Origin of the sequence: Methanosarcina sp. MTP4 (genome assembly GCF_000970045.1) — an archaeon.
In the GTDB taxonomy this organism is placed as follows: Archaea; Halobacteriota; Methanosarcinia; order Methanosarcinales; family Methanosarcinaceae; genus MTP4.
On sequence record NZ_CP009505.1, the window covers coordinates 1076434 to 1090868 of the forward strand.

A 14435-nucleotide genomic window follows, 5' to 3' on the forward strand; every position below is an offset into this window, starting at 1 on the left:
ACAGAAACATTTATAGAGAGAGTCATTTAAATTAATTATAACTGTATGATATGTGGAAAGTGTTGGTGTAATTTCTATGCACATAAAAAATATTTCAATAAATAACTTCCGTTCAATTGAAAACCAAATTATAGAAAATGTTAGCAATGCGCTCATCCTTATCGGAAAAAACAATTCAGGAAAAAGCTCAGTAATCACTTCTATAAGGGTATTCTTTAATCAATACCAAATACAAGAAAAAGATTTTCCACCTGATGCCGAAGAAATCCAAATCAAAACTACATTTGAAATTGAGGAAAATTATCTTCAAGATTACGTACTTGACCAGAAGTTAGGAGTTTCAAAATTTCCTGGCAATGCTGGAGATTTCAATGATTTAAAAGAAGATACAAACTTTTCAGACAGCAATTTCACTGAGTACAAACAAGAACGAGATGAAGCGATAACTCAACTAGACGAAGAAACAAACTTTCAGACAAAACACCCCAATATTTATGAAATTTGGTTAAGATGTTTAAAAAAGAAATGCAAAATAGAAGATAATTTATTGACAATTACAGCAAAGATTCAAAAAGATAATTTAAAAGTGAATTATTTTGATTCAGATGATAATGAAATAAAGTTCATACCTACATTATTTCCTGAAATATCCTATATACATGATGAAAGAAACTTTTCAGAAGAAGAAACAGGAAAAACAAACACATTAACATTGGACTTATTTACAAATAAAATATTGAACAAGCACCGAAATTCAACAATTACGTGCAATAATTGTCACAGAGAAACTTGTAATGAATGCCTTTGCTTAATCAAAGACAAGTCGGTAGAAGAACTGAATGCCGATGATTTGGAAAAACTAATGCAGGTAAAGTTGAAGGAAATATCACAAGAAGTATCAGAAACGATTAGTGTTTATTTCAGAGACAATTATCAAGAAAATTACAGTATAAGAATATGGCCTCAATGCAATATAAATAAATCAGTCTATGGGATAAGTACAAAAATACGAGATCCAAATATCCAAAAAGAGCTTGATATTTCCAACGTTGGTGCAGGACTCAGGAACATTTATAATCTATCATTACTGCAAGCCTACAATAAATTATATGGAAGCGATTCACCAAAAAATCAAAAAGCAATATACATGTTAGAAGAACCAGAAATATATTTACATCCATCATTACAAAAAGAAATGTGTTCAATTCTTAACGAAATTTCACAAAGTAACCAAGTATTTTTCACAACACATTCGCCTTTGTTACTCAAAAATTTTGACTCGACCCAAATAAGGAAAACAAGTTTAAATCAGAGATTCAAAACTGAAATTTCTACCACAGATCTTTCCGAAATATTGGACGAGATCGGATATTCTACTGCAGATTTGCTTCAAACTGAATACACAATTATTTGTGAAGGCAAAGATGATAAAGAACGAATCAGCCAAATAATTGAAAAATTTTATGACATAGATTCAACGAACATATTTTTCATCGAAGCTAAAAGTTGTAGTAATATCGAAACCTATGCAACTATTAAGTTTTTGGATCGGACTGAGCTAAAGGATAGATTTGCCATCATAAGAGATTCTGATACAGAAGATGTGCAGGAGATTAAAGATAAACTCTTAAATAAATATAGAGAAAATCTCGGTACTGGCTTCATTAATACCATTGATGATAAAATTCTAGTATTAAAATATAGCGCATTAGAATGTTATTTCCTAAATACGGAAATTTTATCAACATTGGGAATTGTTAATTCTCCCGATGCTTTTAATGCACGTATTGATAGATACGTAAATAGTCATAGGACAGATATAGAGAATTATATAAAAAAACACAATGATGGTAACCATAATAGAATAAGTCAACTAATACAAGAAATATACGGAACTAGCGAATCCGAAACCAGAATTGAATTCATAAAGAAAAATGTAAGGGGGCACAATTTATTTGGCCTATTTGGACCTCAAATTAAGAATAAATTACAAGACTACATCAGCGAATCTACGGAAGAAGACTTTAAAGAAATTGTAGACTTCCTAGATAAATTTGATTATTTTAAACAAAAAAAGAAAACTAGTAATTCTCAAATTTCTCTCAATCAGAATCAAGCAGTTTCACAAAGAAATTTATCTGATTACTAAACAGATACAGAAGCATATTGTGTTACGCAATTCAACAAAGATTCCTAAAAGTATAGAATAAAGGCTAAATAATACTTCCCAAAAAAAATATACTTCAGATACCTGATTTATTAAAATTTTTCCGCCTTTTTCTTAAGCGCACGGTTCATTTCCGAAAAACTCCGCTTCGTACCTTCTTCGATAGACCACGAAGCAGTGATGATGGGAATAGCCAGGCCGTTGAAGATTTCCTTCTGGATAAAGCGAACTCTCCGGGTCCCTGTTTCCTCGAGGATTAAACTGTGCTCCCCATCAAGCACCCCCGGAAGAAAGAAACTTCCTTTCCAGGTAAGCTCTTTTCTGGGTTCCAGGCGGAGGATCCGGGGATGGAGGGTCGTGCCCTTTTTTTCCCATTCCGGTTTCATGTAGACTTTCAGTTTTTTCCCGACTTCCGCATCCCCGCTAATTTCCTGAATGTAGGGGTTCCACTTAGGATAGGCCGCAAAATCCATGAGAATTTCCCAGATGCGCTCGGCAGGGGCGAAGATTTCGATTTCGGTGCTTATTTCTTTTGTGAACCGGCTGATTCCAATCCCTCTTTCATTTTTTATTTGGAATTATTTATTCCCTTCTTGGTTCGGAACTATTAATTCCCTTTCCTGCTAGCAGTTACGAAGACAAACTTCTTAACCTTGCTTATTTTAACCGGCTGAAAAGAAGTTTCAGGAAAAAGCAGCCCCTGATTCAGGCAATTCCAAAAATTTTTGTCTTGATTTTCCTTTTTACGCTCCCGGCCGTCTGCCTGAGGATTATCGGAGTCGGAGACTTTTTCCCGGCAGGAGAAACCTTTCCTTCCCGGATTGCCTGCAGTACGGCATCCACCGTATTTTCTAATGCGTCAATTTCCGTGTACGCCTGCCCTACCATCTCCGGGATATGGGAATCACTTCCCGCAACAGGTGGGATGCCGAGCCTCTCGGCTTCTAAGAGGGCTTTTTTGTTTGCACCGTTGAAGAGGCAGCGGGAGTTAAAGACCTCCGCGGCATCAATGTCAAGCCCCTCAAAGCTCCCGATCCCGTGGGAACTGCTCTTGAAGGGGTGAGGGATAATTACCGTGCCCCCGAGTATCCTGGCTTGCCGGATTGTCTCCTCAGGGCTTAGCAAGGGCTCGATATCCTCTTCGATCCCGAGGACCAGGATATGCCCCTTTGAAGAACTCACCTCGATGCCGGGAATAACAGTTATCCCTGTCCCCAGTTCCCGGGCTCTCCTTGCGCAGGCAAGCCCGCCATCCACTGTATCGTGGTCGCAGATCGCTAGCCCGTCAAGTCCCCTTGCCCTTGCAACGGTGAGAATGGCGTCCAGGTCCGAGTTGCTGTCCCTTGAATAACGGGAATGGACGTGAAGATCGAATTTCATGCCGGGGATAAGAACGACAGGAGGATTTATATATATTTTGAACGGCCGCTGAGGAGAAGAGGAACAAAGGGAAACGAAAGGGGACAAAGGGAAATAAAGGGGACAAAGGGAAACGAGGGGGAACAAAGGAGGAAACCCGGAAGTCGTAAAAGAGAGCTAACAAAAAAGGAAGGAACGCACAAAACTAGTGAGAAAACAACATCAAGGAGTTTATTTAAAAAGAAATATAAAAAAATAGTTCGCGAACGGCTGGGATATGGGGATCTTGGGGATAGTTAATGGGGGTATTGGCTCCAAAAAGAAAATTTCCGTCCGCATTTGTATAATAGTCCAGATATAATAAATACTTTTCGCTTGCTCACGAACAAATGAAGTTTTCTAAGGGAATTAGCTCGAAGGCTCTCATTTTTAAAAATTATTTTCACGTTTCTATATCTTTCTTACACATTTTTTATACAATTTTTGCATAATTTTTGTCAATTATTCACATATTTTTTTATTTATATTTGCATACTTTTTATACATTTATTATTGATTTCTTACATGTTTTCCACTCATTTTTCATGTTTTCCCGTCACTCCCTTTGAGAGCCAACCCTGCACCAGGACCTAGGGATACCAGCACAAATCCAAAGTCAGGAACTGTTTTATGCGAAAAAGAATCCCATGCTTCCGAATCTTAACCCGGAAGGAAATAAATAATGAAAAATATGGCAGGAGGAATGTGAGAGAAGGGAAGAAGAGAAGAAATGGGGTAGAAGAAAAGAAATTCTTAAAAAGGAAAACTGCGAACGGACCAGATTGAAAAAAATTGGTGTAGGGGTAGTTTAGGATATTAGGAGGGTCTGATGTCTTCCAGTAGACGGCCCGTTCGTAGTAGTACAAACGACTTCCGTATATATATACATTTCGTATTTATACGAACAATGTTCGGAGAGGGGGAACAATAAGCTAGGGGGGAAGTATTGAAAAAAGTCAGGGTAATATTCAAATAATTTATATATAATTAGAAAAACTTTAAATTCTTCCGCCTGGTCTGGAGAAAGTGGAGGAGTTCTTTAAAGGGATTCCTTCTCCCTGGACCTGAAATCCATTCCCAAAGCAGGAATCTTAAACAGAAACACTAACCTTACATCTCAACGGAAACACTAACCTTACATCTCAACGGAAACACTAACCTGAAACCTCGAAACCCCAGGCCTTTCATTCCGCAAGGTCCTGCTCCAGATTCCTTGCTTTGCGGATGATCGAGGCTCTTGCTTCATAATCCACTGAAATTTTTTCCCCGTACTCCACGTTGTGCACGATGCCTTCCTCATAAAGCCAGGAGAGGGCAGACATCCCTTTTGGGGAATTGGGGAGGGTAAGGGAACAGGTCTTCCAGGGAGGGAGGTGCCTGAAGATCTCGGCTTTAAGCTCCGGGATGCCCGTGCCATTTTTTGCGGAAACCAGGATGGGATTGGGGGCAAGATATTTGATCTGCTCCAGGCGGGTTTCCAGTTCTTCTAAGTCCAGCCTGTCGACCTTATTCAACACGGTGATTACAGGGACGCCGTTGATACGGTCCCAGAGGGTATCGTGGCAGGTGGCAAGCTTTTGGTGGACGATTTCGGGTTTTTCGCTTACATCCGCAACAAGGAGGATGATATCCGAGAGGAAGATCCCGTCCAGGGTGGACTTGAAAGCGTCCACCATCCAGTGGGGAAGTTCCTCGATAAAACCCACGGTATCGGTTAGAAGCGCCTTTCGCCCGCCCAGGTCCAGCGCCCGGGTCATGGGGACCAGGGTCGTAAAGAGCATGTTCATGGCTTCGGACTCTTCGTCCACCAGGGTGTTGAAAAGGGTGCTTTTCCCGGCATTAGTGTATCCGGCAAGGGAGATCAAAGAGAGGCCCTGCCTGCGCCGGAAGACGCGAAGGGACGCGTCGTCCTTTTCCGCGGTTTCCAGCTCGCTTTTTATCCGGGTAATCCTCTTCTTCAGGTCCTGCTCATAGGAATCTTCATAGCCCCCGAGCCCCATGAACCCGGGCTTCTCTTCCTTTTTCAGGATGGATACGACAGCCCTTGCTCTTGGGAGTTCGTATTTAAGCTTTGCAAGTTCCACCTGGAGTTTGGAACGATGGGTTGTAGCCCTTTTTGCAAAGATTTCAAGGATAAGCTGGAACTTGTCAATTACCCGGCACTGGCAGAGTTCCGAGATGTTATAGATCTGAGTTGTGGACAGCCTGTTGTAAAAAATGACCTTTTCCGCCTCCGTGATTTCCACAAGTTCGGCAAGTTCCTCGACCTTTCCCCGTCCTAGCTGGTATTTCCTGTCAGGAAATCTGGTCTGGGAAATTTCTCCCACGGAACGGTAGCCTGCAGCCTTTGCAAGTTCCCTGAGTTCCTCGAAAAGGTTTGCGTTGCGTTCCCCTTCCGAGCGGGGGTTGTCTCTTTTTACGAGAATTACCTTAGTCCCGTTTCCGGGCTGTTTTTCTGGATTCATCGCTTTTATTGTCCGGCCTCAATGTTAAGTTCAGTTAAAAGTAAATTGCGGGTACTCAGGGAAATGTGGTGGGCAAGCTCGATAGCTCGTCTTTCCCCGATTGATTCCTGGTACTTGAACGCCAGGGTAAACATGCTATCTGGCACCCACTGGGGCTCGTTATACATGTCTCCTTTTTCCGTCACAATCGTGCCCTTAAAGTCAAGCTGGGCCACCGTATCCTCGATCAGCTGCACGATGTCCACCAGGCGTGGAGCTTCCTGGAGCCAGCGCGGCTGGATTTTGACCTGTTTTATCTTTTCTATGTGGGACGCGGAAATCTTCAGGGCAGCCGCAGCACAGACCATGTAGTAGCCGTCCTTTATCCTGTGCCTGCCCGAGATGTCCACTGCAATTATGTCCCACATGGTATCTTAACCTTCATTACCTTCTTTTGGCCTGTCTCTCAGCTCTCAGCCTGCTCTTAGCCTGAATCTTCCCTCTTTACCTGTTATTTAACCTGCAACTTAACCTGTTTCTTTCCCACAGGTCTTACATTTTAACTCTGCCGATATCGAGGTATTCTACTTTTTCCTCTCTTTCAACCGCAAAAAGCATCCTCTTCCGGACACTGTTTGCAAGGCGCACGGCTCCGGACATTACAGGAAGCCTGAACTCAAAATCCGCAGGTATGGCGTCTACCAGGTACTCAGAATGGGGGATCTTTTGCACGGACTCAACCTTCCGATAGACCCTGAAATGGGTCCCGAACTTAAAGCCGGTCTTGGCAACATTCCCCGAGTCCCTGAGATCTTTATACACGTTGTATTTTTGCAGGAAAGATGTTTCAATCCCCGAGGCATTCTCCACGAATTCCCCGAATGTAAGTTCCTTCCCATTCCTGTCTTTGACCGCAATGGCCTCTTTAGAGAAAAGGTAGAGGGATTCCACAAGGGAAAGTTGAAGCCGTTCAGTATCCAGCATTTTCCCGAAAAAGCCCCTGTTATAGAGGGATTCGGAAACGGAAGGGTCCCAGACAATCACCCTGTCTTCAAGAAAGGTCGCTTCGGAAAATACTTCAGGGTACGGTTCTGCCATATCTCCCTTAGGGGCATCACTTTTTACTTCATAGAAGGTGATGTCGCTTTCCCCGTCCACGACAGCAAGGATCAGCTGTTTGTGTACGTTTTCTGCCGCTGCTACAGCTTCCTGCAGGGCCTTTAGCGGAAGAGGCTGCCTTTCGGACTGGACCTGGACAAAAAGATTTGCAGCACTTTTCCCGGGGTGGCTGCCCCTGGGGTAGACCCTGAAGTCCGTGGTCGAGGGCTGGACATAGTACCCCCTTTCCTTCAGGTCCTTGTAAACAATATACTTCAACTCAAAATTAGGCTGCCTGAGGGAGGACTGTTCGAAAAAGGCCCTGAAATCCAGGTTTTTTCCTTCCAGCTCGATCTCGAGCTTCCCGCGGTACAGGAGAAATGCAGCTTCCACAAGCCTGAGTTCAAGCCCGTCACCTTTGGGCCGCCCGAAATAGCCGGTTTTATACAGTTCGTTGACAGCTTCCTTGCCGGCCCGGACTCTGTCTCCTTTCAGTTTTGCTTTCAATAAGTTCACCTGAAAATAAAATATAAAAATGAATAAAATCAGCTTTCAGTGATATGATTCTAGATCGTGATTAATTCCAGCTTTTAGTATGCTTTCATTTATATAATTCTTCACTTACTTTTCCTCTGCCCGGTATTTCCGTACCGCTTCCACAAAGGAGCCTGCTAGTTCCCTGTAGGCAGCCCCGTGCAGGTGGGCGTAGGAGCCAAGGGTATTTTCAACCGTAAGCCCGTCGAGGTCGTCCTTGATGCCGGTGCCCCGGGACAGTTTTATGGCAAACTTTGCGTCCCCCGGGATTTCCCGGATTTCGGAGTGATGGAACTCATGTCCCTTGAAGGTGTTGCCTTTTTTCCCTATCACACAGTCCCCGACAAGGGTCCCTATGTTATAGCTGACAACCCGGGTCTGCCCCATGATGGTATGCCCCGGGAGCGCCCCGACCATTTCATATGTGGACTCTGGCATGCTAGCATCGTGGTAGGTACCTTTTCCGGGAACTCCGGTGCTTATTTTTTCGGTCAGGTACATGAGCCCGCCGCACTCGGCGTAGATCGGCATGCCCGAAGCAGAAGCTTCTTTGATTTTCCGGCGCATGGACTCATTGGCTTCCAGTTCGGAGGCGAAGAGTTCGGGGTAGCCGCCCCCTATGTAGAGCCCGTCTACATCTGGAAGCCGGGAATCTTTCACAGGGCTGAAATAGACGATTTCCGCTCCGTCCAGTTCAAGGAGATCGATATTGTCGCGGTAGTAAAAGTTAAAAGCCTCATCCAGAGCGACCCCGATCCTGGGTTTATCAGACTCTGGAATCGATTCGGAAATCGATTCGGGGATTGAACCTGGAATTGAACCTGGAATTGAAAGGGAACCTGCCCCGGGCTCAACTCCGGTAAATATACTGTTTTCCGGGGATTCCAGAGGTTTTGCGCTTCCTGCGATGGCAAGGAACCGGTCTATATCCACCCCTTCTTTGATGATCTTTTCAATTCCTCCGAGCCGTTTATCGAAGTCTCCTAGCCTCCTTCTGCCTTCAAGGGCAGGCATGAGCCCCAGGTGGCGCATGGAAATCTGCATGGACGGGTCTCTTGGAATTATCCCGATTACCGGAACCCCCGAGTAGTATTCGATTGCCTGCTTTGCCTTTTCCGCGTGTCTGCGGCTTCCGATATTGTTCAGGATGACCCCGGCAATCTCCACATCACGGTCAAAGTTTTTGTATCCGTTAATAAGAGCCGCACTCGAACGGGTGATGCTCCTGGCGTTTATTACGAAGACCACGGGACATTTGAGGAGCTTTGCGATCTGTGCAGTACTCCCTATGTCGCTCAGGCTCTCGAAACCCTCGTAGAGTCCCCGGACTCCTTCGATAATCGCTATGTCCGCACCTTCCCCTACTTCGCAGGCATGGGTGTAAACATCCAGGATCCCGTTTTCGTCCATCAGGTAACCGTCCAGGTTCCGGCAGAACCTGCCCGTGATTTCGGTATGATAACTGGAGTCGATGTAGTCCAGGGCGACTTTGAAGGGCTGGACCTTATAACCCTTGGAGGCAAGGACAGCCATCAGCCCCATGGAAATGGTTGTTTTCCCGGAGGAGGAACGGTCTGCGGAAATAAGGATTCTGGGAATTTTACCGGTATCCTTTCCGGCCTGCTGTTCTTTCGAGTGCATGGTTTTTCAACGCCTTTGCGGCTTTTTAGTCCCCTTAACTTCCGTATTGGGAACTCATTTTTACTTTGTCAATTCCCTTAACCTCTCATCGGTAAGGGAATCTGCCATGACCTTCCTTTCGTTTTCCATGATCGCTTTTCCGAGCCTGCGGTAGACGTTGGCGATTTCGGAATAGGGGGCTTTTTCCATAACGGAGTAGCCGTTTCGCTCACAGTCCTGGACGATCTGGCTCTTGGGGATGAAAGCCATCAGCTGGCTCCCGATTTCCTCGGAGAATTTGCTAACGATTTCCTCTTCCCGGCTGGCGTTTCTTGAGTTGCAGATAACACCGCTGAGAGGCATGTTTATCTTGGTAAGTCCCTTGCAGATGTTGTTTGCGGCGTAGAGGGGCATGTATTCCCCGGAAGTCAGGACATAGGCCTCGTTTACGTACCCTTTCCGGATAGGGGCTACAAACCCTCCGCAGACGATGTCCCCGGGCACGTCATAGATGATCAGGTCCTGCTCTTTCATAAGCTCCCCGGAAACGCTTTTCAATTTCTGGACTGCCACGATGATACCCCGGCCCGCACAGCCGATCCCGGGTTCGGGTCCTCCGGCTTCTATGCATTTGACACCGGCGTAACCTTCGAAAACCATGTCTTCCTCCGTGACTTCAATGCCTTCCCTTAGGAGGTCAAGAATGGTTGGGATCCTTTTTCCCCCCAGGAGGGTGATGGACGAGTCGCTCTTTGGATCGCAGCCGATGATCATGACCTTTTTTCCTGCTTCCGCACAGGCTGCTGCCACATTGGACGCGGTACTTGATTTACCTATACCGCCTTTCCCGTAAATTGCAATGATCTTTTGTTTTTTCACAGGATCTTCCTCCCTTTTCTAAAATATTATCCTTTTTATCCCGAATTCGCCTTTTTCAGCCTTGAACTTCCTTTTCAGGCTCCCTTTTCAGGTTTCCTTTCAGGTTTCCTTTTCAGGTTTCCTTTCAGGCTTCCTTTTCAGGCTTCCTTTTCAGGCTTCCTTTTCAGGTTTCCTTTTCAGGTTTCCTTTGCAACTTCCCTTAAGGTGGCCCCAAACTCGGATTCCACGATGCTGCTGACCCCGAGGGTCTTCGGGTGGAGGTCGATTTCCACCATAACGTAGTCGTGACCCAACTCTTTCATGGGTAGGACCTGCCTTGGCCCGTTTGTCACGGAGATAAGTTCCATGCCCTTGAGGTTATCCATGGGAATTGCGTGCGGGACGCCTGTGATTATTGCAAAATCGTAGTCGCTGTACTTCTCCTTGATCAGCTCGCTTACCATTTCCCCGGCTATGGGGTACTCGTCCATGCCCCCGATGATCTCGTGCATTTCAACGCCGTGGGCTTTCAGGTCCCTCATGATGTATTCTGCATGCTGCCTGACCCTGGGCAACCCCAGGTTCTCGTCCAGGTTTGCCATGTTCACGATGGAATCCTTTTTTCCGAGGGAGGCTGCGACTTCATTTACCGCAAGGGTGATGTCGGCAAACATGTAGCCGGTCTCCTTCTTGGCGTTCATGATCGTTATTCCGCGCTTGCCTTCCTTCAGGAGTTCGATGACCCTCTTTGCAACCTTATACTTGACATCTCCCCTGGAAGGAGCCAGGTATTCTTTGCTTGCGGCCCCGAATTTCTTCTCGACTTCCGTTGCTTTTGCAAGAAGGTGCTCCTGCCTTTCGAACTCCTTATGGTCGATGATCCCGGCATCAAGCGCGGATTCCAGGGCAAAGATCACGCCTTTTGTATTGTTGTGGTAGCCTGCGTGCACCTCGACCTCGATGACAGGGACGTCAGGGTTTGCCTCGAGCACGGCTTCGTGCATCTCTTCCCCTATGATCATGCTGGCACAGGTCCCGACAACGCCGATAATTTTCGGGGAGAACAGTTCGACGGACTTGTTGATAAGCTGCACCAGCTTGTCATGCCCTCCGAAGACAAAACCGTTCTCATCAAGGGCGGTGGTCACCACATGAATCCCGTCTTCCTCGAGAAGCCTTGCATGTTTGAAGGAGCATCCTGGAGGGCCGTGCAGAATCGCAACATCGACGTTCAGGTCTCTGAGGGTGTAAAGGGCCGCAACGATAGAACTTGGGCGGGGGTGAATGATTGAAATCTCTTTTCCGGTCATGACAAATCCTCTGTGTTTTGATTTATCGGGATGTTGATATGCATTTCCCTCAGTCCCCTGCAGGAAAACGGCAGTGGAGGGAAAAAGCAAGAGCCGTTAAAAGCCCGATTAAATTGGCAGTGGGTTTGAATAAAATTGAACAGCCAATAGGTTTGAATAAGCAACGGAAGAGTGCTTTGGACAAGCAATGAAATTTAGGTCTAAATAGCAATGGAGTTTTAGTTTGAATAATCAACGTAATTGTGTTATCAATGGAAACGAATACAGATTGTAAGACCTTCTATAAAACAATATCATAAAAATATGGAAAATAGAGGGTAACCCTAACAGAAACCCCCGGAATAACCAGCTGAAAAAATGAAAAATCATTTTTATTTCATCCGTATTATTTTACATATTTAATCCGTTTTTTTTACCGGAAACACTTAACCGAAGAGATTATAATGTCAGCCTTCCCTGCGAGTTTAGAAGCTTCGGAAAGTCCCTCCGGAAGGCTTGCCGCATATGCTACATTTCCTGCCTTTATGTCTCGCATCCGCTCGCCTACCAGGACGATGCGCTCGAACTTTTTCCCGTATTTTTCCACAAAGCCCTGCACGGCTTCGGGTGGCAATCCTTCACAGACCTGGGCGGCTTCTTCCCCCAGGACAATGAAAATTTTCTGCTTTCGCTCATCCTTTTTCTTCAGGAGAGCATATTCAAGGGCCTTTTCAGCCGAGCGGATGTCCATGCCCGAGTTGGAGTTGTCGATCAGGGCTTTTCCTTCCAGCTCTTTTTCCTGCATCCTGCCTGCAAGCCCCCCGAATTCTTCGATTGCTTCAACCACGCTCCTGCTTTCGACCCCTAGTTCCAGGGCTGCGGCAGATGCTGCCACGAAGGCTGTCCTGTAGGCCAAACTATTGTATCCGGGCTGCAGGCGGGCGGTGAAGAGTTCCTGGCCCCGACAGAGGCAGTGAATGATGCCCTCCTCGGTTTCCAGTACAAAGTCAGCGCTTTCCCCCGATTCAGGGTAGAAAGGGTCCCTGAAATTGATTTTTTTGACTGTTTCTGGAATTTTTTCTCCTGTATTTTCCAGAGCTTTTTCCACAGTTGCGTTGAGGACGAGGACAGTTCCGGGTTTTGCCGTGAGGACGAGCTGGAGCTTTGCCTCACCTGCAAGGGAGCTATTGTTTGCAATCCCGTAGTCAGGGGTAAGGGTTGTCAGGATCCCGAGGTCAGCGTTTCCCGTGCCCCCGATAGAGATTTCAAAAATGAAATAGTCAGGACTGAGCCCGGCCTCAAATGTCCTGTCAACGGCACTCAGGATACTTCCGGGAGTAATACTCAGACCTTTGCGGATTTCGGAGGGCACACCCCTTTTCCAGGCTTCAAGCCCCCGGGAAGTATGGAGGACTACCTGGGACTTGCGGGAGAGCATGTCCGCAAGCAGGGAAGCTGTACTGGTCTTTGCCTTTACGCCTGTGATTTCAATCGTCAGGGTCCCGGCCAGGCGCGGGTCCTTTGCAAGAACCAGGCCGACAATCCGGTGGTGAGAAAGGACAGGTTTTTTGGTCTTCCGGGCTTCGGCAAGCATGGGGTAAGCCGGGTCCAGGTGCACCGGTGCAGCCAGCAGGTCGAAGGCCCCGACCGGCAGGGGCTCTCTGGAAGTCCTTATCCCGTACTTATCTTCCAGTTCCGAGAGGGTGACGGGGTCAACCGTATTGTACACGTCGACGGCAGAGACTTCTGCCCCGAGTTCTGCCAGTTTGATAGAAATAGGAATGCCGCCGTGCGTCAGGTCTAGCACGGCGATTTTTTTTCGGTCAAGGTCCATGAAAAATTAGACGAAAGTTCAGGCAGTTATATTTTGCGCTTCCAGGACCCTCTTGAAAATGAGGTCTGCTATCAGTTCATCGGACCCCAGGGGTTTTGCGTAGCAGACAGGAACGTCCTTGCCATCGATAGCGAGTGTCCCGCAGCCTGACTCGTCCAGGTCAAGTTCCCCGGGGATGTCTTCGGTGAGGTGGACTCCCGATGCAATAAAGACTGGCACGGCTGCGATCCTGGTGACCCCCGTGCCTGAGAACTCTTTTACAGCTTCTTTGATCTTCGGGTCGCTGTGCTCCACGAACCCGACCCTTATGACATCCTCAGGGTGCTTTTTTGCGATGATGTCCGCGATTTCCAGGATTACTTCTTTGTTGTACTGAAGCCTGCTTCCGTGTCCGATAACCAGTATTCCGAGTTTTTCAGTCATCTATAATTCCTCATTTTTCGGGCCAGCAAAGTAGCCCACATGGATTTAAAGTAAACTTTACTTGATATGTATAAAAATCCAACCTATATGAGTATTTTCGTAGAATAGGGGCGACATAAAGCTGAAATTGAGATGAAAACCGCAAGAGGGGTGGAATACAATATAACTTGATTTGAATCTCGGCAGAGTTAACAGAGTAAACAAAAAAGAAGAGGGAAAATGAGAGGGCTTAAGGGAGCAGTAAAAGATTACAGAAGAATGTGAAAGAAAGCAGCGGAAAGATAATAGAGCCATGGGTCGTAAAACCCGGGGCCCGGAAAAATTGCGGAAAATTCCGCTGCCATGAAAATTTAGAGTGCTTCTTCTACCCTCTTGTATACCAGGTCTGCGATAAGCTCGTCAGCACCCAGGGGCTTTGCATAGCAGAGGGGAACTTCGTTCCCGTCGACTGAGAGGGCCCCACAGCCGTTTTCATCCAGGTTAAGGATGCCAGGGATGTCCTTTGTGATGTGTATGCCTGAGGCTAAGAAGACCGGCACGGCCGCAATCTTCGTGACCCCTGTCCCGGAGAAGGCTGCAATAGCTTCGTCCAGGGTAGGCTCACTGTTTTCCATGAAACCGGCCCTTACGACCACATCAGCGTGCTTCTGTGCAATGTAATCAGCGATCTGTGTAACGACTTCCTTGTTGTACTGAAGTCTGCTCCCGTGCCCGATGGCCAGGATTCCGAGTTTTTCTGTCATTTTCAAAACCTCTTCATTTTTTGCAAT

General features: G+C 46.3%; 13 protein-coding genes. 2 read left to right on the forward strand and 11 right to left on the reverse strand.

Translation table 11 applies throughout. From position 1 onward, the window contains the following. The first annotated feature begins 76 nt into the window (after positions 1 to 76). Positions 77 to 2149: an ATP-dependent endonuclease gene (locus MSMTP_RS04730; protein ID WP_048178046.1), complete on the forward strand. Its 2073-nt coding sequence runs from the start codon at positions 77 to 79 to the stop codon at positions 2147 to 2149. Between the two features lie 110 nt (positions 2150 to 2259). On the opposite strand, the gene MSMTP_RS04735 is transcribed toward MSMTP_RS04730, so the two are convergent. Together MSMTP_RS04735 and MSMTP_RS04740 are read right to left on the reverse strand one after the other, a co-directional pair. Beyond that, positions 2260 to 2739, reverse strand: a complete 480-nt coding sequence (locus MSMTP_RS04735; protein ID WP_082090498.1) for an SRPBCC domain-containing protein — start codon at positions 2737 to 2739, stop codon at positions 2260 to 2262. 133 nt (positions 2740 to 2872) lie between these two features. Further along, positions 2873 to 3547 carry a PHP domain-containing protein gene (locus MSMTP_RS04740; protein WP_048182722.1) on the reverse strand — a complete coding sequence of 225 codons (675 nt, stop codon included), beginning with the start codon at positions 3545 to 3547 and terminating at the stop codon, positions 2873 to 2875. Here MSMTP_RS04740 and MSMTP_RS18950 point away from each other — a divergent pair. Next, the gene (locus MSMTP_RS18950) at positions 3524 to 3826 is read left to right on the forward strand and encodes a hypothetical protein (RefSeq protein WP_197076140.1); all 303 of its coding nucleotides are present in this window, start codon (positions 3524 to 3526) and stop codon (positions 3824 to 3826) included. The genes MSMTP_RS04740 and MSMTP_RS18950 overlap by 24 nt on opposite strands. A gap of 923 nt (positions 3827 to 4749) precedes the next feature. Here the strand turns inward: MSMTP_RS18950 and hflX are convergent. The 9 genes from hflX to cfbA (MSMTP_RS04785) all read right to left on the reverse strand — a co-directional run bounded on the left by hflX (position 4750) and on the right by cfbA (MSMTP_RS04785) (position 14408). Next, complete coding sequence (hflX, locus tag MSMTP_RS04745; RefSeq protein ID WP_048178048.1) at positions 4750 to 6030, reverse strand: GTPase HflX; 1281 nt, start codon at positions 6028 to 6030, stop codon at positions 4750 to 4752. A gap of 5 nt (positions 6031 to 6035) precedes the next feature. Further along, positions 6036 to 6437 carry a DUF2209 domain-containing protein gene (locus MSMTP_RS04750; protein ID WP_048178049.1) on the reverse strand — a complete coding sequence of 134 codons (402 nt, stop codon included), beginning with the start codon at positions 6435 to 6437 and terminating at the stop codon, positions 6036 to 6038. A gap of 124 nt (positions 6438 to 6561) precedes the next feature. Continuing rightward, on the reverse strand, positions 6562 to 7614 hold the full coding sequence (gene endA / locus MSMTP_RS04755) for a tRNA-intron lyase (protein ID WP_048178050.1): 1053 nt from the start codon (positions 7612 to 7614) through the stop codon (positions 6562 to 6564). A 114-nt stretch (positions 7615 to 7728) separates the two neighbouring features. Beyond that, the gene (locus MSMTP_RS04760) at positions 7729 to 9282 is read right to left on the reverse strand and encodes a cobyrinate a,c-diamide synthase (RefSeq protein WP_048178051.1); all 1554 of its coding nucleotides are present in this window, start codon (positions 9280 to 9282) and stop codon (positions 7729 to 7731) included. 60 nt (positions 9283 to 9342) lie between these two features. After that, positions 9343 to 10140, reverse strand: a complete 798-nt coding sequence (cfbC, locus tag MSMTP_RS04765; RefSeq protein ID WP_048178052.1) for a Ni-sirohydrochlorin a,c-diamide reductive cyclase ATP-dependent reductase subunit — start codon at positions 10138 to 10140, stop codon at positions 9343 to 9345. Between the two features lie 176 nt (positions 10141 to 10316). Beyond that, a complete protein-coding gene (gene cfbD, locus MSMTP_RS04770; RefSeq protein WP_048178053.1) occupies positions 10317 to 11429 on the reverse strand; it encodes a Ni-sirohydrochlorin a,c-diamide reductive cyclase catalytic subunit in 1113 nt (370 codons plus the stop codon). Positions 11430 to 11841: 412 nt separating this feature from the next. Further along, positions 11842 to 13242, reverse strand: coding sequence for a coenzyme F430 synthase (gene cfbE, locus MSMTP_RS04775; RefSeq protein ID WP_048178054.1), 1401 nt, complete (start codon positions 13240 to 13242; stop codon positions 11842 to 11844). Positions 13243 to 13260: 18 nt separating this feature from the next. Continuing rightward, positions 13261 to 13665, reverse strand: coding sequence for a sirohydrochlorin nickelochelatase (gene cfbA / locus MSMTP_RS04780; protein WP_048178055.1), 405 nt, complete (start codon positions 13663 to 13665; stop codon positions 13261 to 13263). Between the two features lie 350 nt (positions 13666 to 14015). Then, positions 14016 to 14408, reverse strand: a complete 393-nt coding sequence (gene cfbA / locus MSMTP_RS04785; protein WP_048182726.1) for a sirohydrochlorin nickelochelatase — start codon at positions 14406 to 14408, stop codon at positions 14016 to 14018. Positions 14409 to 14435 lie beyond the last annotated feature (27 nt).